The sequence below is a fragment of the Methylomonas sp. 11b genome, from assembly GCF_000515215.1.
Lineage (GTDB): Bacteria > Pseudomonadota > Gammaproteobacteria > Methylococcales > Methylomonadaceae > Methylomonas.
On record NZ_KI911557.1, the window covers coordinates 3,693,558 to 3,709,608 of the forward strand.

Genomic DNA, 16,051 nt, shown 5'->3' on the forward strand with positions numbered 1-16,051 from the left:
CGCCGACGCTGGGCGAAGCAGCGGCTTTAATGATTTGCGGGTAACAGAATGCCATTCTCGACATCGATGGTAAATGCTTTGCCAAAACCGGCGACATATTGGCCACGCAAAGGGGTTAGCGCCAGTAAATGAAAATCCGCGAGTGAGCGCAAAACGGTAACTGTTTCGCCGAACCGGTCTTGCAGCATATCTAACAACTGGGCATATGCCGCCTGGAGTTTGTCAATTTCACCAACAGCACATTCGAACACCAGGCGACGTCTGGCAAACGGATTGACCGCTTCGGCCTCGGGTTCGATAAACATGATGGATGCCTGGCTTTGGCGCAACATATTGCCGGTATGCCGGGCCAATTGGCTGACATAGATGTAATAAGTATTTTGGTATTCCAAAAACGGCGCATAACTGACTTCGGCTGTCCCTAGCTCGGAACTGCTGGCGATTATCAGGCTTTGGCTGTTGGCAATTAAAGTCCGGTAATCGGCGGCTAGCGGTTCGGCGCTCATGGTGTTGTGGTAGCTGTCAGTTGCGAGTGGCGGAAACAATCGACGGTGTGATCGTTGACCATGCCCACCGCCTGCATATAAGCATAGCAGATGGTTTTGCCGACAAACTTAAAGCCGCGCTTTTGCAGATTCTTGCTCATCCGTTCCGATTCCGGCGTGTAAGCCGGTAACTGGCTATGTTGCAGCCAACGGTTCTGCCGCGGCTCACCGCCAACGAAGCTCCATATGTATGAGTCAAAACTGCCGAACTCCTGCTGTACCCGTAAAAAAGCCTGGGCATTGTTTACCGCGGATTCAATTTTCAGGCGATTTTTGACGATGCCAGGGTTTTGCAATAACGACGCCAGTTTTTTGTGGTCATAAGCGGCGACCTTAACCGGATCAAAATGATCGAAAGCGGCGCGGTAAGCCTCGCGCTTGTCGAGTATGGTCCGCCAACTGAGCCCGGCTTGTGCGCCTTCCAATATTAGAAACTCGAACAACATCCGCTCGTCGTGTAGCGGCACGCCCCATTCGTGATCGTGATAATGCTCTTCGTTAGCGCTGCCCAGCGCCCACACGCATTTGCTGGGCATCAGTCTTTCTTCATCAGGTTTTTCAAATCGGCGAATGGGTTGAAGGTCGCTACCGGTGCCTTGCCGTCCGATGTGGCTTTGCCGCCGTAACGCACGTGCTCTTCGTAGCGTTGATGCTCGTTGTCGTGGCAGTAAAGGCACAACAACTCCCAGTTGCTGCCGTCGGGCGGATTGTGGTCGTGATCGTGGTTGACGTGATGTACGGTCAGTTCGCGCAGGTTTTTATGATCGAACTCTCTGGAGCAGCGTCCGCAAATCCAGGGATAAAGTTTTAACGCTTGCTCGCGGTAGCCTTTTTCCCGCTCTTCCTTGTAGCGTCGGGCTTCGGCGACGATGTGATAGGCTTTGTTATCCGACATAAGGTCCTCCGTATATTAGCCGCCGGTGGCGTTCATGTGCCGCAAAATCACCGGCTGTTCGTGAATATTGAATTCGTGTTTTTCGGGTTTGATTTGCATGGCTTCGACGATGGCTTGTTTCAACATAGCTTTGTCGCCAGGATGATCTCTGACCACCTGTTTCAGATCAACCGAATGTTCGTTGCCTAAGCAAAGCAATAAGCGGCCTTCGGCGGTCAGGCGCACCCGGTTGCAACTACTACAGAAGTTGGCGCTGTGCGGCGAGATAAAACCGACTTTGCTGTTACTGCCTGCCACCCGGTAATAAGCCGAAGGTCCGCCGGTCGAGTCGGTCACGGCTTCCAGCGTAAAGCACTGTTGCAAATCCTGCCTAATCAACTCGCTGGGATAAAAAGCGTCGCCGCGATGATGGTTGTCCACCGCGCCTAGCGGCATTTCTTCGATAAAGCTGATATCGATGCCACGCTCGACAGCAAATTGCACCAGATCGCAGACTTCTTGATGATTGCGGTTTTTCAGAATGACCGCGTTGAGTTTGATGCGCTGAAAGCCGGCTTCCCTGGCTTTGGCTATGCCTTTCAGCACTTGTGCTAAATCGCCGGTACGCGTCAGCTCCTTAAATTTGGCCGGGTCCAAGGTATCCAGGCTAATGTTGACGCGTTTGACGCCGGCTGCTTGTAAGTCGTCGGCCATTTCGGCCAGATGTGAGCCGTTGCTGGTCAATACCAGTTCGTTCAGGCCAGGCACCCGTCCCAGGTCTTGCAGCAAGCCTAATGCGCCTTTGCGCACCAGCGGTTCGCCGCCGGTAATCCTGATTTTGCCCACGCCCAGCTCGACGAAGGTTTCACAGATAAAACGGATTTCTTCCAGGCTGAGAATCTGGCTACGCGGCAGAAATGTCATATCTTCAGCCATGCAGTACACGCAGCGAAAATCGCAGCGGTCGGTAATCGATACCCGCAGGTAGTTGACCACTCTGCCGAAGCGGTCTATCAGTTGCAACGGTTTGCTAGGCGCCATTACATTCAAACAGAAAAATAAAAGAAGAAAATAGTAACACAGCGCCGCGCTGTGTTATTGCCGTTTGCTAAAAGAGTAGGATTGAACTGACAAGTTCCTGTGACGGTTTTTACGTGACTATTCGTTGCCCAAGCGCCGCAGCAAAGCCAACACCGCCGTTTCTATCTGCGGCAAGGCCTCGCTCGGGTGGGCGTCTTCTATGTCGTCCACCTGCCAGTATTCCACGCGCTCCACCCAAGCCGGGAAGCGGCTATGCAGCAAGGGTTGATGCTCGGTTTGCTTCAAGGCAATGATGTGGCGGGCGGCGGCTAAATCCTGCTCGGTCAGTGCAATTGGCGCGCGGATGGGCTCGATGGGAATCTCCCGCAAGGCCAAGCCATGCCGGGTGTGCGGTGAAATCGGCCCGGCATCGTCTTTCAGTAACTCGATAGCCAGCCCACGCGAAAACGCCCGCCACGGCAATGAGTAATCCGGTGCATGATGATTGAACAAATACTCGGCAAACCGGCTGCGGTAGTAGTTGCCGGTGCAGAGGAATAGGATTTGGGAGTGGGTGGTGCTCATAAAACTCCTTTTGGTTAGGCGGCTTAAAGCGATTACTTACATTTGTGCAGAGGGTAAAAAAAATTTTGTTTAAGCTATCATGGTGGTGATACCGTATATGGTATGCAAGAAATTATAATGGATACCAATGTTCTGTTTGCCGGTTTGTATTCCGCCAATGGCGCATCCTTTAAATTGCTGGAGCTTTTAGCAGGCGGGCAGCTACAAACAGCCATATCGACGCCGCTTTTGTTCGAGTATGAGGATGTTCTGAAACGCAACCGTTCCATGCTGCAACTGACCGATGCCGAAATAGATATAGTGTTGGATAACCTGTGCGGATTCAGTCGCCATCAAAAGGTGTATTTTTTATGGCGACCTTATTTGCCGGACCCGAAAGATGATTTGGTCTTGGAGTTGGCCGTTGCCGCCCGAGTAAACACCATTGTTACCCATAATTTAAAAGATTTTACTCGTATCGAAAAATTCGGCGTTGAAGCTATCACGCCAAAAACCTTGCTGGAGCGTTTACCATGAGTGCATTAAGTTTGAGATTGCCGGACTCCATACACCGCCATATCAAAGAGCTGGCGAGCAAGGAAGGTGTATCGATCAATCAATTTATTGCCAGTGCGGTTGCCGAAAAAGTGTCGGCCATCGCCACCGAAGACTACTTGCAGGCCCGTGCGGAACGTGCCGACAAAGCCGCTTTTCAGACCATTTTGGCTAAGGTGCCCAAGCGTGAGCCCTTAGTTGGGGATGAGTTTTAGTGTTGGCGGGCAGCATAGGTCGATATAACTGTTTCGGTAGAAACTACTCCGAACTCGGGCTGCTTGATTAGCTCGATGACTTATATCGGCAGGACTAATTTAGAAACTCTTCCAGCATTTTGATCCGCTTTTCCGTCAAATAGGTTTTCCAACTGGCGGCGCTGACGGCTGGGTTTTATATTTAGCTTAAGTTGACGCCATTTGTATAGCGCTAATTTAATCCAACAATTCCGAGATTCTTTGCCCTCTATGAAGCCTTTTCTAAATACGACCGTCAAGGCTGTTTTCGACGAGTATCCGCCGGAAATTCGCCGAAAAATGCTGGTGCTTCGCGAAGCGATCTTTGCTGTGGCGGCTAGCGAGGGTGTCGGACAACTTGAGGAAACTTTAAAGTGGGGCGAGCCTGCTTATATTACCGCCGAAACCGGATGTGGCAGTACGATCAGAATGGCGTGGAAAAAAGACAAGCGGACCCAATATGCAATGTATTTCATCTGCACCACGAATTTGGTTGAGACGTTTCGGACGCTGTTTCCATACCAGTTCAAATATGAAGGTAATCGGGCGATTGTTTTTCAAGAAACGGAAGATGTCGATATGGATAGTCTCTCTATTTGTATCTCCGCAGCCTTGACCTATCATTGGAATAAGGGAAGAAAGCAACCTTAGGTGCGTAGTCGGCTTTAGGCTTCTCTGCCAAGGGTATTTTGCCCGGTGGTTGCGGATGGCAGGTGTCGTCGCAAAAACTCGCCAATCCGCTCTTCCACCCAATACTCCGGCCTAAGCAACGATCCACCCACAAACCCCACATGCCCGCCACCGGCGCAAATTTCCAATTGCACTTGATCGGACAGTTCGGCATTGGCCGGCAATACCCGCTCGGTCATGAACGGATCGTCCTTGGCTTGTAAGACCAAGGTGGGGACGCGGATGTGCTTTAAAAATTGCCGGGAACTGCTGCGCCGGTAGTAGTCGTGGGCGTCTTTAAAGCCGTGCAGGCCGGCGACGACTTTATCGTCGTATTGCCAGAAGGATTTGATGCCCGAGAGATCGCCTAGTTTTAGAATTCTGTCCGCTTGTTCGAGTTGACCGATGTGCTGTAAATGCCGGAGTTTTATGCGCATATACTGTTTCAGCTCGCGCAGCAGATAGTCGCGATAGAGTTTCGAGAAGCCACGATCCAGTTTGTCGGCGCATTCGTTCAATAGCAGCGGCACCGATACGGCTATCGCCGCCGATAACTCAAGCTTATCGCCTTGTTCGCCCAGCCATTTTAGCAACACGTTACCGCCCAGGGAAAAACCTATCGCCGCCATCGCCCGCTCCGGAAAACGCCGACGCAAGGTTTTATACAAAAAGTCGATGTCCTCGGTTTCGCCGGAGTGATAACAGCGCGCCATGCGGTTCATCTCGCCGCTGCAACCGCGAAAATTCAGCGCCACGCTGGCAAAGTCGGCAGCGAGTAAACTGTGTTGCAAACCTTGGATGTAACCGGAGCGGCTGCTACCGGCCAAACCATGTAACAGAATTACCAGCGGCCGGTCGTCATTGTCGATCCAGTCGATGTCCAGAAAGTCGCCGTCCGGCGTGTCCAGTCTCTCGCGGCGGACGCCATCTGGCGGCGTTATGCATCGCAAAAAGGCCGGATAGATAGTCTGCAAATGCGGACTGTTCAGCCACCAGGCCGGGCGGAAGGCGTTGTGCATGGTTGTGGACCTGCTTTATAGTAGTTGTTAGGCGATAGTTCGAGAGGAATATACCTTTTGTGTCGCTAAACGCTAGCGCGAGTCTTTGCGGCGGATGTTTCGCTGTTGCCTGTCTGAGGTTTTCCGGATTATTTCCAACCATGTTTCACTGTTCTTGATGAGTCGGCCAATTCCTATCGCCAAAACACCGGTCAAAGCTGTCCCGCCTAGCCGAGCAAAAGCGGGTTCCGGGCGCAAGCCAGGCAAGCCGCGCCGCAAAACCAAGCCCTTGCGCAAACCAAATTGGTGGCTGATCGTTTTGGAAGGCTTGGCACTGATGATTGCTGCTGTGTTGGCGACCATGTTTGTGCTTGGCTACTCGGCCAGTTGGTTATCCGGTCCCGGTTTTTTTACCAGTTTGCTGCCGTTCGCGATTGGCGTGGTGATCTTGATGTTGGCAGCGGCTGCGCTATTGCTGGCCTGGTCGCGCTTGCGTGCTTGGTTGCATGGCCGGTTCGATTATTTGCCTGCCGCATTGGCAGTCGGTCTGGCCGCTTCGACCGGTTGGTTTGTGATGCACGGCGGCTACACCCAAGTCTTCACGCATTTTCGCACCTTGGTCGGCGGCAAGCAGGAAGCCGAAAAAGTGACCCTGGCCCATCAAGTCTATGCCGCGTATCGCCGCCACGGCATCGGCGGCTTACAAAAAATGATGGCCCGTGCCGATGCCTTCAATCCGGCGATAGTCGAGGCCGCCAAGGCATTTGATGTCGATGTCAATTTGCTGCAAGGCATCGCCGCGACCGAGTCTTCGTTTATGCCACGCGACAGTTTTGATGGCGGCAAAGGCTTGTTTCAGATTACCGCCGTGCCCAAAGCCATAACCCGTGAGGCAGCCGATGAACTGGATGTGGCGGAAGTGCAAGTCAACGATCCCAGGCACAATGCGTTTGTCGCCGCCGCCACCTTCAAACATTATCTGCAAGAAATGAACGGCGATTTGTTTTTAGGTTTACTGGCTTACAACATCGGGCCGCGCAACGGCGGCTTGCGTTTCATCATGCAGCAATACGGTGCCACAGACTTTGTGACGATGCAGCCTTACTTACAAACCTTGCCGCGCGATTATCCGATTCGGGTATTGTCCTATGCCCTGGCTTTCAAGCTTTATCAGCATGACGGCAAACTGCTGGCGTATGAAGAAGGCGATAACGCCATGCGGATTCAGCAGATGGGGATCCCGGGTTTGTAAGACTTCTGCCAAGTGTCAGCCTCTAGTGGCTACCCCTTACAGTCAGGAAAATTTGACGATGATGTCTTGTTGAATATGGCGAACCATGTGATGGAGCTTTTCCGATTTAACAGGGATATGTCTCAGTGGGTCATGTTGGCGCAGTACGAATTCCTGAATGGCTTCATCGTTCCAGGTCTGATGGTTATCATGCACCATACGTAGTACAGCATTCAATTTATTGGCGGTGTAAATCACATCGTCTTCGTTATCGTCATAATCCGAGTGGATCAAATCCTTTATCGCGTACTTAACTTGAGTAAGGGCATTATTTGCATCCGATGGTGTGGCTTGTCTCACGATTTTTTCTCCGGCTTTCAGTTTGGTATGGCGATCACTATCACCTCAAGCCCTTAAATTAAACTTAATAAAACCGCTGATGAAAGAAGTGATGTCAAAACATGGATGAGGGCGACGAGTGCTGAGGTGCGTGGCGTTGATCAGCTACAAGATATTTATCGTCTGGACTGGACTCATAGGCTTCAACCTTTGGCTGGTCACAACGCATAACCGGCAATCCCGGGGTAATGCTGACTTTTCAGTTCAAAAGCATTTCGAACTGTTCAAGTGGTAACGGCTTACTAAATAAATAGCCTTGAAAGTGTGTGCAGCCGTTGTCGATCAGAAACTGTTTTTGTTCCTCGGTTTCCACGCCTTCGCCGATTACGTTCAGATTTAGCGTGCGAGCCATGGCAATGATAGTGCGCACAATTGCCTGATCACTGGCGTCTGTGGCAATGTCGCGTACAAAGGATTTATCGATCTTGAGTTGATGCAGCGGTAAACGCTTCAGATATTGCAGCGATGAGTAGCCGGTGCCAAAGTCATCCAATGAGAAGTAAACTCCTAGGGCATTCAATGCTGTCATTTTTTTGATGGTGTCTTCTATATCACCCAGTAACATACTTTCGGTCAATTCCAGTTTTAGCCGACCAGGCGCAATTGCATGACGTTGCACTGCTGTCTCCACTTTGGCTACAAAGTTAGTTTGCTGAAATTGTTTGGCGCTGACATTGATGGACAGAACTAGATGCTTGGTTATCTCGTTTGCCTGCCATGCATTGATTAACTTACATGACGTTTCAAAGATCCATAGGCCGATGGGCAGAATCAGACCCGTCTCTTCTGCCAGTGAAATAAATTCATTTGGGAGTAGCAAGCCACGTTTCGGATGCTGCCAGCGAATCAAGGCTTCGGCACCATTAATATTCCCTAAATGATCGATTTGAGCCTGATAAAAAAGCGTGAATTGCTTATCCTCGATCGCATTGCGCACTTCCGACTCTAGGACGGCACGGGCGGAAATATTGTCCTGCATTTGTGGGTCGAAGAAGCAGATGCCATTGCGCCCGGACTTTTTGGCTTGATACATGGCGATGTCTGCTTGTTTCAGCAGTTCGTCATTCGATTGTTGCTCTCGCCCATTGAAAAGGACGATACCAATACTAGGAGTATTCCTGTAGGGATGTTGGCCCAACTGGTACGGCTCATTGAGTGCTGCCAGGATCTTATTGGCAATAAATTCAGTTTTTTCGGCCGCTTCCATGGCATGTTCGCTCAGATCTTCAAGCATGACAACGAACTCATCCCCGCCTAAACGGGCAACGGTGTCGCATTCTCGAACGCAGCTCGTAAGGCGCGTTGCCACCTGTTCAAGTAACAGGTCGCCAATGTCGTGACCCAAGGTATCATTCAAGGTTTTGAAATTATCGAGATCCAGAAACAGCAAGGAAGCGGTTTTTCCGTTGCGCATACTGGAATTGACGGCCTGTTTGAGCCGGTCGGAGAGCAGGCGACGATTGGGCAGGCCTGTGAGCGGATCGTAAAACGCTAGGTTTCTGATCTCGGTTTCTGCAGCTTTAATCTGGGTGATGTCGGTGAAAGTAGCCACGTAATTGGTCACCGTGCCTTTGCTGTCTTTCACTGCCGTAATGTTAAGGTATTCAGGAAAAACGTTCCCATCTTTTCGCCTGTTCCATATTTCACCTTCCCACATGCCCTGAGTATTGATGGATTTCCACATGGCATCGTAGAAACTTGCATCGTGCCTGCCTGATTTAAGTAGGCGAGGATTTTGGCCGATGACCTCTTCTTGGCTGTAGCCCGTGATTCGTGTAAAGGCGGAATTTACTCGTAAGATCAATTCATTGGCGTCCGAAACCAGCATGCATTGCTGCGAATCGAAGATGGTTGCAGCGATGCCAATCTCCCGCTCTGCGTTTTTACGATCAGTAATGTCTTCAACCATAGCCGTTAAATAATCCACTTCTTGATTGGGCTTGCGAACACATCCCGCTACCAATTTTGTGGGTATGATTTTGCCCGTCCTGCTTATAAAGCGTTTTTCTAAGCTATAGCCATCAATTTCATTCGCTAGTACTCTGTTGAATTGTTCTAAATCGGCAGCCAAGTCTTCTGGATGGGTCAACTGCGCCCAATTCATGCCTCGCAATTCTTGTTCCGAATACTCCAGCATGCGACACAAACAATTATTCACGCGAATCCAGCCTTGGTCGGGTGAGGTAATCGTCAAGCCCACCAGGTTTAATTCGTAAAAGGATCGAAGTTGTTGTTCTCGCTCATTCAAGCTGTCCAACATGACGTTAAACTGTTTGGCCAATCTAGCGGCTTCATCAGTGCCGGAAAGTGCCACGCGCATATCGGCACTTCCGGTCTGCACGGCGTCAGCTACTTTTTGGATGGCATAAAGTCGACGGGTCAGAATACGGCTAGTCAGTGCGACTAACAACACACTCAAGCCGATGGCTGCCAGCACATAACTGAAGGCACTTTGTTTTATAGTGGCTAATTGGGCGGTGAAAGACTCAAGATTTAAGCCGATCCGGACCCAGCCCACATGCTTTTGGCCCAGGATGATGGGGGTGATGACGTCAAGCGATCTTGCGGTACGTTTCAAAACAGGCTCAGCGATACCCTGAGGCAGGTCGTTCAGATACAGGCCAATCTTGCTGGGGTCATTGTGGGCTAATATATGGCCCGACCGGTCAAGCACGATAACGTAAGTTAAATTGGGATACTTTGAGGCGCCCAGGACGATTTCTTGCAGGCCACTAAAATCGCGGGACATCACCCATACCGCCGAGGATGTTGCCAAACTGTTGGCAAGGGCGCTACCTTGTTCGTAATTGTGCGCCAACTCGAGTTTCTCTTGGCGTCTAGTCGTATCCCAGACGAATAGAGACATCATCATGGAAACAGTGACCGTCATGCCAACTATCAATTGCTTGCGGAGGTTGCCAAATAATAGATTTTTCAATTTACCCATCTTTATTGAAGCTCCACCGGGCGCACGTCTTTCTCAAAGCGCTTGATATAGTCAGCCACAACCGCGTAGCTGGCATCGTCGGCGGCCTGGAATCTGGCAGTGCCCATGTCTGAAAGGATGATTTTTCCCTCCGGCGACTGGACCAAATCAAGCAGTGATTTTCTGACGTATTCGCGAACGCTTTCCGGCACATCATCCCGCACCATTACGGAATTATTAATCAGCGACGGGGTTTCCCAGATTAACTTGAGTTGTGCTGCTTCTGTTGGATGGTCTTTTTGAAATGATCGCCAGGGTGGCGGCCATGTGGCGCCCGCTGCAGAGTTACCCAGATAGACATTCATTATCGATGATTCCTGCGAACCAACGTAAATATTCTGAATGTCTCGATTAACATCGATGCCATGTGCATAAAGAAAATATTGCGGCATGATGGCGGCCGCCAATGCGGAGGGTGAAGGATAGCTCACAACCTTGCCTTTTAAATCGCTAGGTTTTTCAATCCTGCTGTCCCGCCGCACGATAAAGATACCTTTGAAGTCTTCTGCGCTGCCTGCCATTGCTATGACATGGTATCCAACCTTCTGTGCCTGGAGGGTTTGCCAGGGATTGGGCAGCAAAAATGCGGGGCTACGTTCACGGAATTTTTGCTCATAGGCTTGGTAATCGCGGGAGGCTTCCAGCTCCAATCGCACGCCCTGCAATTGGCTATTGAGATGGTCGATAAGAGGCTGATAGGTCTCGCTAAGCTTTTCAGGGTTATGCAGGGGATGAATGGCAAAGCGATAGATTGGCGCGTTCGGCTCCAAAGGGCTGCTGGAATATTGCAGGGGGGTGTCCTCGGGAATTTGTTGCTCACAACCCGTCAATTGAAAAATGATAAATAGGCCTACAAGTGTCAGCAAAACATTCATATCTGTATACGTATTTGATCTTGATACTGGGTAAAAAATAAGGGCTAGAGAATTTCCCATATGCCATAGCTTGCTATGACAGCCATTTGCCTGATAGCCGGCAATCAAATGACGAATTCTTCTTTCAATTTACTCTTTATTATTGGCTGCTTGCCAATCAATCATAGATGCAAGCTTTAAATTCCGGATTTCCTGGAGAGGAAATTTTTTCAATTGGATGTGCGCAAATCATTTATTGCGAGTTCCCAACAGATAATCAAACCCCGGCCAGGTGACGCACCAGTTGCCGGAGCCGGGCTGGGTATGATGTTGGTAGTGCCAGGCTAAATGCTGTTTAGCCCACTCCGGATCGAGATGAGCCTTGCGATGCCGATGGTAATAAAGCGTCAACGAGCCATATAAACCCGTCACGAAAGCCGGCCAGTACCAAAGTATCGGCAGATGCGCCAATACAATCGCGGCCAATACCGCCAATTCCTTGGTTTGAGCATTCCAGGTCGATAAATCCAACCGGCGATAGCCGGGATCAAACATATGATGTTTGGCGCATATTGCATGGTGTTCGTACCAATGATAGGCCCAGATGCTATCCGGCTGTTTACCTAAGCGATGCAAGATGAATTTATGCATCAGCCATTCGCCCAGATTGGCGTAGAGCAGGGCTAATATGAGTTGCAGCGTCATTGAGAGCATGGATGTGTTTGTGCGACGGATGGCGAGGCGTTTATCTTCGCCCGGTTTACCGTATCCGGCATAGTTGTTTTAAGCGCAAGCTTGGCCGAGCAGCAAGTTGTCCCCGTTTTTAATCAGATTTTAATCAATTCTGCCCCGGCAAATTTCAAAAACTCTGCTAAAAATTAAAGCCATTATTTGATTGAGGCACGGAATTTAGCCGGTTAGTTTGCTGTGCATCGCTTTTTTCGGTTTTTGTTGGCGGATTGCCTCACAAAATCGACTTGCGTACAGTAGACCTATGTACTAGGCTATGCTACCGCTCAAGTAGGGGAGGGAAAATGGCTTCGTACCGGGGAGTGACCGGCGCGCTTTTGGCGTTGGAATCGTTCTTGACTAGCAGATTACCTGCCGAGCTGAGCAGCGAGCCCACCAATGCCCAAGCAAAACTGTTGGGTAGCGCAGACATCGCCAATATCCTCACCGGCAACCTGCTGGGTATCTACCTGCACCGAATTACCATCGATCCGCACGGCCGGCAGCGCTCCTTTGCGCAGCGCGGCAGCGATCAAAGCGCTCCGCAGGCCGAGCTGCCAGTCAATCTGCATTTCCTGTTAATCGCCAACGCCGCCAGCGCCACCATCGAAGCCGACTTGCTGAGTTGGGCGATGGTCGAGCTCGCCAACCAATGTCAGCTCGACATTTCGCATATTCAAGACATCGACGACGAATGGGGCCAGGCCGAAGTGCTGAATATCGCCCCGGACGAGATGACCACCGAGGACTTGATGCGCATCTGGGATGTCTTCAAATCGCCTTACACCAGCACCGTACCCTATGTGGCGCGCACCGTGCGCTTGCGCTTGCAGCGGCCGCGCACGGAAGGGCCGCCTGTATCGACACGGATATTTCCCGGAGGCACGGTATGAAAGCCGTCAAAGTGCTGGAAACCAATATCCTCTACGCCAGCGACGTGATCTATTGGCTGGACGGCAGCAGCGCCGCGCAGGAAGCCGATATGCGACGGCTGAGCGAAGTCGTTGTTCTGCAACTCGATACCCATCCCGCCGATCTGCAATTTTTACACACGCCAGGCAAAACTGCGTTGTGGCGGCGTTCGGCCGGCAAAACGGTGCAAGGCGCGCCTAGCGAGGCGGACAAATTGCGTCCGGCAGAAGTGGCATACGCTATCGTCGGCTCGGTAGCCGACAGTCAACGCCGCTATGTCTCGCGCCGCTTTGAGATTCAAGCCGGTAACGCGGCCGGGCACAGCGTTGTACTTTATCCGACGCCATTCGGTACCAAGTTAGGTCGCGGCGGCGGTTTGCGCGGCACGCTGCGGTTCATCGGCAGCAATGCTCCGGTCGTCTGGGCCTTGCTGACGCTGACGGTCAATCTGGGTGTCGGAGGCAATTTGATCTGTCGCGCCCAAGCCGACGCCAATGGCGATTTCATCATCGCGATGCACCGGCTACCGCCCTTGCCGGAAGGGGTGGTCGAGTATGCCGCCACACTAAGTATCCGGGCTCTTGTTGCCGCCAATGCCACAGAAGCTATCGATCCGGACGATCTTGTAGCGATGACGCTGGGTGCGCTAAATGCCGAGAATAGTTTTGCCGCCGAGCTTACCCTGGCCGTGGTGCCCGGCGAAATTGGTTTAATCCGGTCCTTTAATCGGGATCATCTTGCCGTTCAACCCAATTGAGTCATGCATGAGTTGAGTTCGTCCTTTAAACGCTGGTCCACATAAAAATTAAGGAGGGGAGCATGCCTGAATATCTTGCACCGGGTGTGTTTGTAGAAGAAGTTAGCTTTCGCGCCAAATCGATCGAAGGGGTGGGGACCAGCGTCACGGCGGTGGTCGGTCCCACGCGTTTCGGACCGTTGCGGGGTAATCCCGAGGTAGTGACTAGCTTTGGCGAATTCAGCCGCATCTACGGCGACATCCAAAATCTCACTCTGGCCGGCGTATCGGTTCTTAATCACACCGCCATCGCCGCGAAAGCCTTTTTCGACGGCGGCGGTAAACAACTCTATGTGTCGCGGGTCGGCAATTTTCCGCAAAACGCGCCTGGGGTGTCGACGCGGTCTGTGCCAAATGTGCTGAGTTTCAGCAGCCGGTTTCCGGGAACGATGGGCGATTTCACGCTGGAATTGCTCTGGCGCGATAGCGAAAATCTGTTAAAAACCGAGGCCACTTCGGCGCCCGCCGAGGGAGAAGTGGTGTTTCTGAATGCCACCGGCTTGACCAATGCCGTGCGCTCAGCCGGCATCGCCGCGCAATTTCCCGACGAACGCTTTCCCTTGAACGTTCGCGCCCTGGTGCGCCGGGAAGGCGATCATTTCGTCATCGTCAATAATCGCTGCGAACTGGATACCGCCGACGATGTCGCGGCGGGCGGCACGGCCCTGCGGCCGAACGGCCAGGCCGACGGCAGTCAGGGTGTATTGATGGCGGCCGGCTTGGTGAACGGTCCCGGTGTTGCGGTCAGCTACACCCGGGTGTTTGCGAAAAACCCCAGCAGCGGGTCCTTGGCTAACGGTACGTCGGCGGTGTTAACCCTGAGCGCGGAAACCAACTTGTCGGTGTATACCGGCGCGGCGCATTGGGGCACCCTAACCGCGTTGCGCGGTACGCTGAATGCGGCCGGCAGTGAGTTTGTGGTGGACGGCGGCGGTTTGAATGTGGGCGTCAATGCCGACATTACCCTGCCGCTGGCGGCTTTGGCTGCTGCGCCGAATACGGTGCGGGCGGTGGTGGTGCAGCGCAATTTCGATATTGCCGTGCATGCCGGCGGCCGCGACGGCCCGGTGATTTACAGTTATGGCGATATTTCCAGCGCTCCCGACGCAAAAAACAGTCTCAGTGCGATGTTGCCCGTCAATCCCGACAAACGTTACGACCAATTGACCAGCCCGGTCAGTTGTACCCTTAGTGCCGGCATTAGTGGGGCAGACGTGGTGGCAGCCTTGTACAGTCTGTTTGAAGCGGATGGTTTAAATCCCGGTCCGATGTCGGTCCAAGGCCCGCGCTATTTGATAAACCTGTCCGGCGGCAGCGATGGCAACGTGCCCGGCGCTGTTCAATACGGCGGCGTGGAGGACGAGGTCAACGGCAGTAGCGGTTTTGTTGCCCTGGAAAATATCGAAGATGTGTCGATCGTGATGACTCCGGCAGCGGCGGCTGACGCCACTAATCATCAAGCCATCGTCGCCGAGGTACAAAAACACTGTCTGAAAATGCGCTATCGGGTCGGCATTGTCGATAGCCGTGACGGCATGGCGCTGTCGGAAATACGCGAGTTCCGCTCCAACTTCGACGATTCGCGGCTGGCGCTGTACTACCCCTGGGTGGTCATTGCCGATCCGCGCGGCCTGCTCAGCACTATCAACGTGCCGCCGTCCGGTTTTGTCGCCGGTGTGTATGCCAATACCGACGTACAGCGAGGCGTGCATAAACCGCCGGCCAACGAACCGGTCATCGGCGCCTTACGATTTGCCCAGGAAATCAACCGCTTCCAGCAGGAATTGCTGAATCCCAACGGTATCAACTGTCTGCGCTCGTTTCCGGGGCGCGGGCATCGGGTTTGGGGTGGGCGGACCTTGTCCAGCGATCCTGAATGGAAATATGTCAACGTTCGTCGTTACTTTTTGTACCTAGAACGCTCCATCGACAAATCCACGCAATGGGCGGTGTTCGAGCCCAACGGCGAGCGGCTGTGGGACAACATTCGCCAGACCGTGGAAAGCTTTTTGTACAACGAATGGGTCAACGGCCGACTGTTGGGTAGCGCCAAAACTGCTTATTTCGTGCGCTGCGATCGCAGCACGATGACTCAAAACGATCTGGACAATGGCCGCTTGGTCTGCGAAATCGGCGTGGCCGCTTTGAAACCGGCCGAATTTGTGATTTTCCGCATCGGCCAAAAAACCGCCGACGCCTGAACCCTAGACTGGAGATAAACCATGGCTACATATCGGGAAACGCCCTATGGGGTGTTCAATTATCTGGTCAACCTGGGCGACGGCAGCGAAGGCGAAGTGCAGGGCGGCTTTTCCGAGGTATCGGGTCTGAATGCCGAAGTGACGGTAGCGGAATACCGTAACGGCAACGAAGCGGTGAACTATGTACGCAAGATTCCGGCCATCAACAAGGCCGGCGACGTGACGTTGAAACGCGGCGTGATCGGCGCTGAAAACATTTATAACTGGCTGGAGCAAATTCGCGGCGGCGATGTGACCGCCAAGCGCGACGTAGTGATCAAGCTTAAAAACGAAGATCCCACCAGCGCCAGTGCTGTAGTCACCTGGAAACTGGTCAGGGCCATGCCGATCAAATGGACAGGGCCGACCTTAACCGCCAAGGGCGGCAGCGACGTGGCGATGGAAGAGCTGGTGCTCTCGGTCGAAACCATCATCCAAAGCTAGCC

Annotated in this window: 18 protein-coding genes; 8 read left to right on the plus strand and 10 right to left on the minus strand. The window is 52.4% G+C overall.

Features of this window, described 5'->3' with window-relative positions; translation table 11 throughout:
* Positions 1-26: 26 nt before the first annotated feature.
* The 5 genes from METH11B_RS0117755 to METH11B_RS0117775 form a co-directional block, all read right to left on the minus strand.
* Positions 27-506: a HugZ family pyridoxamine 5'-phosphate oxidase gene (locus METH11B_RS0117755; protein WP_026603168.1), complete on the minus strand. Its 480-nt coding sequence runs from the start codon at positions 504-506 to the stop codon at positions 27-29.
* Positions 503-1,081: a DNA-3-methyladenine glycosylase I gene (locus tag METH11B_RS0117760; protein ID WP_020483532.1), complete on the minus strand. Its 579-nt coding sequence runs from the start codon at positions 1,079-1,081 to the stop codon at positions 503-505. The genes METH11B_RS0117755 and METH11B_RS0117760 overlap by 4 nt, the downstream gene beginning before the upstream one ends.
* Positions 1,081-1,440 carry a YajD family HNH nuclease gene (locus tag METH11B_RS0117765; RefSeq protein WP_020483531.1) on the minus strand — a complete coding sequence of 120 codons (360 nt, stop codon included), beginning with the start codon at positions 1,438-1,440 and terminating at the stop codon, positions 1,081-1,083. Before METH11B_RS0117765 ends, METH11B_RS0117760 begins: the two co-directional genes overlap by 1 nt.
* Before the next feature lie 15 nt (positions 1,441-1,455).
* Positions 1,456-2,460 (minus strand): GTP 3',8-cyclase MoaA, encoded by a 1,005-nt coding sequence (gene moaA / locus METH11B_RS0117770; RefSeq protein WP_036277766.1) that lies wholly within the window; start codon positions 2,458-2,460, stop codon positions 1,456-1,458.
* A gap of 117 nt (positions 2,461-2,577) precedes the next feature.
* The gene (locus METH11B_RS0117775) at positions 2,578-3,024 is read right to left on the minus strand and encodes an arsenate reductase/protein-tyrosine-phosphatase family protein (RefSeq protein ID WP_026603170.1); all 447 of its coding nucleotides are present in this window, start codon (positions 3,022-3,024) and stop codon (positions 2,578-2,580) included.
* A 117-nt stretch (positions 3,025-3,141) separates the two neighbouring features.
* On the opposite strand from METH11B_RS0117775, the gene METH11B_RS0117780 reads away from it, so the two are divergent.
* From METH11B_RS0117780 to METH11B_RS0117790, 3 genes are all read left to right on the plus strand, one after another.
* The gene (locus METH11B_RS0117780) at positions 3,142-3,540 is read left to right on the plus strand and encodes a putative toxin-antitoxin system toxin component, PIN family (RefSeq protein ID WP_026603171.1); all 399 of its coding nucleotides are present in this window, start codon (positions 3,142-3,144) and stop codon (positions 3,538-3,540) included.
* Positions 3,537-3,773: a toxin-antitoxin system HicB family antitoxin gene (locus METH11B_RS0117785; RefSeq protein WP_026603172.1), complete on the plus strand. Its 237-nt coding sequence runs from the start codon at positions 3,537-3,539 to the stop codon at positions 3,771-3,773. The genes METH11B_RS0117780 and METH11B_RS0117785 overlap by 4 nt, the downstream gene beginning before the upstream one ends.
* 249 nt (positions 3,774-4,022) lie before the next feature.
* Positions 4,023-4,442 carry a DUF1801 domain-containing protein gene (locus METH11B_RS0117790; RefSeq protein WP_026603173.1) on the plus strand — a complete coding sequence of 140 codons (420 nt, stop codon included), beginning with the start codon at positions 4,023-4,025 and terminating at the stop codon, positions 4,440-4,442.
* Positions 4,443-4,456: 14 nt separating this feature from the next.
* Here the strand turns inward: METH11B_RS0117790 and METH11B_RS0117795 are convergent, their stop codons facing one another.
* Positions 4,457-5,479, minus strand: a complete 1,023-nt coding sequence (locus METH11B_RS0117795) for a hydrolase (protein ID WP_026603174.1) — start codon at positions 5,477-5,479, stop codon at positions 4,457-4,459.
* A gap of 157 nt (positions 5,480-5,636) precedes the next feature.
* Between METH11B_RS0117795 and METH11B_RS0117800 the strand changes: the two genes are divergently transcribed.
* Positions 5,637-6,710 (plus strand): lytic transglycosylase domain-containing protein, encoded by a 1,074-nt coding sequence (locus METH11B_RS0117800; protein ID WP_026603175.1) that lies wholly within the window; start codon positions 5,637-5,639, stop codon positions 6,708-6,710.
* Between the two features lie 42 nt (positions 6,711-6,752).
* On the opposite strand, the gene METH11B_RS0117805 is transcribed toward METH11B_RS0117800, so the two are convergent.
* From METH11B_RS0117805 to METH11B_RS0117820, 4 genes are all read right to left on the minus strand, one after another.
* Positions 6,753-7,049 (minus strand): hypothetical protein, encoded by a 297-nt coding sequence (locus tag METH11B_RS0117805; protein WP_026603176.1) that lies wholly within the window; start codon positions 7,047-7,049, stop codon positions 6,753-6,755.
* A gap of 238 nt (positions 7,050-7,287) precedes the next feature.
* Positions 7,288-10,035 (minus strand): EAL domain-containing protein, encoded by a 2,748-nt coding sequence (locus METH11B_RS0117810; protein WP_026603177.1) that lies wholly within the window; start codon positions 10,033-10,035, stop codon positions 7,288-7,290.
* Between the two features lie 2 nt (positions 10,036-10,037).
* Positions 10,038-10,949 carry a phosphate/phosphite/phosphonate ABC transporter substrate-binding protein gene (locus METH11B_RS0117815; RefSeq protein ID WP_026603178.1) on the minus strand — a complete coding sequence of 304 codons (912 nt, stop codon included), beginning with the start codon at positions 10,947-10,949 and terminating at the stop codon, positions 10,038-10,040.
* A gap of 228 nt (positions 10,950-11,177) precedes the next feature.
* A complete protein-coding gene (locus tag METH11B_RS0117820) occupies positions 11,178-11,642 on the minus strand; it encodes a sterol desaturase family protein (protein ID WP_051427013.1) in 465 nt (154 codons plus the stop codon).
* Positions 11,643-11,962: 320 nt separating this feature from the next.
* Here METH11B_RS0117820 and METH11B_RS0117825 point away from each other — a divergent pair, with 320 nt between their 5' ends.
* The 4 genes from METH11B_RS0117825 to METH11B_RS0117840 all read left to right on the plus strand — a co-directional run bounded on the left by METH11B_RS0117825 (position 11,963) and on the right by METH11B_RS0117840 (position 16,049).
* Positions 11,963-12,550 (plus strand): DUF4255 domain-containing protein, encoded by a 588-nt coding sequence (locus tag METH11B_RS0117825; protein WP_026603180.1) that lies wholly within the window; start codon positions 11,963-11,965, stop codon positions 12,548-12,550.
* Positions 12,547-13,326 carry a hypothetical protein gene (locus METH11B_RS0117830; protein WP_026603181.1) on the plus strand — a complete coding sequence of 260 codons (780 nt, stop codon included), beginning with the start codon at positions 12,547-12,549 and terminating at the stop codon, positions 13,324-13,326. Before METH11B_RS0117825 ends, METH11B_RS0117830 begins: the two co-directional genes overlap by 4 nt.
* A 62-nt stretch (positions 13,327-13,388) precedes the next feature.
* On the plus strand, positions 13,389-15,566 hold the full coding sequence (locus tag METH11B_RS0117835) for a phage tail sheath family protein (protein ID WP_026603182.1): 2,178 nt from the start codon (positions 13,389-13,391) through the stop codon (positions 15,564-15,566).
* Positions 15,567-15,587: 21 nt separating this feature from the next.
* Positions 15,588-16,049, plus strand: coding sequence for a phage tail protein (locus METH11B_RS0117840; protein WP_020483515.1), 462 nt, complete (start codon positions 15,588-15,590; stop codon positions 16,047-16,049).
* The last annotated feature ends 2 nt before the right edge of the window (positions 16,050-16,051 follow it).

Bases quoted from the DNA above. Each gene is read 5' to 3' on its own strand.
- METH11B_RS0117755 (WP_026603168.1), bottom strand. From the start codon at position 506: ATGAGCGCCGAACCGCTAGCCGCCGATTACCGGACTTTAATTGCCAAC.
- METH11B_RS0117760 (WP_020483532.1), bottom strand. From the start codon at position 1,081: ATGCCCAGCAAATGCGTGTGGGCGCTGGGCAGCGCTAACGAAGAGCAT.
- METH11B_RS0117765 (WP_020483531.1), bottom strand. From the start codon at position 1,440: ATGTCGGATAACAAAGCCTATCACATCGTCGCCGAAGCCCGACGCTAC.
- moaA (WP_036277766.1), bottom strand. From the start codon at position 2,460: ATGGCGCCTAGCAAACCGTTGCAACTGATAGACCGCTTCGGCAGAGTG.
- METH11B_RS0117775 (WP_026603170.1), bottom strand. From the start codon at position 3,024: ATGAGCACCACCCACTCCCAAATCCTATTCCTCTGCACCGGCAACTAC.
- METH11B_RS0117780 (WP_026603171.1), top strand. From the start codon at position 3,142: ATGGATACCAATGTTCTGTTTGCCGGTTTGTATTCCGCCAATGGCGCA.
- METH11B_RS0117785 (WP_026603172.1), top strand. From the start codon at position 3,537: ATGAGTGCATTAAGTTTGAGATTGCCGGACTCCATACACCGCCATATC.
- METH11B_RS0117790 (WP_026603173.1), top strand. From the start codon at position 4,023: ATGAAGCCTTTTCTAAATACGACCGTCAAGGCTGTTTTCGACGAGTAT.
- METH11B_RS0117795 (WP_026603174.1), bottom strand. From the start codon at position 5,479: ATGCACAACGCCTTCCGCCCGGCCTGGTGGCTGAACAGTCCGCATTTG.
- METH11B_RS0117800 (WP_026603175.1), top strand. From the start codon at position 5,637: ATGAGTCGGCCAATTCCTATCGCCAAAACACCGGTCAAAGCTGTCCCG.
- METH11B_RS0117810 (WP_026603177.1), bottom strand. From the start codon at position 10,035: ATGGGTAAATTGAAAAATCTATTATTTGGCAACCTCCGCAAGCAATTG.
- METH11B_RS0117815 (WP_026603178.1), bottom strand. From the start codon at position 10,949: ATGAATGTTTTGCTGACACTTGTAGGCCTATTTATCATTTTTCAATTG.
- METH11B_RS0117820 (WP_051427013.1), bottom strand. From the start codon at position 11,642: ATGCTCTCAATGACGCTGCAACTCATATTAGCCCTGCTCTACGCCAAT.
- METH11B_RS0117825 (WP_026603180.1), top strand. From the start codon at position 11,963: ATGGCTTCGTACCGGGGAGTGACCGGCGCGCTTTTGGCGTTGGAATCG.
- METH11B_RS0117830 (WP_026603181.1), top strand. From the start codon at position 12,547: ATGAAAGCCGTCAAAGTGCTGGAAACCAATATCCTCTACGCCAGCGAC.
- METH11B_RS0117835 (WP_026603182.1), top strand. From the start codon at position 13,389: ATGCCTGAATATCTTGCACCGGGTGTGTTTGTAGAAGAAGTTAGCTTT.
- METH11B_RS0117840 (WP_020483515.1), top strand. From the start codon at position 15,588: ATGGCTACATATCGGGAAACGCCCTATGGGGTGTTCAATTATCTGGTC.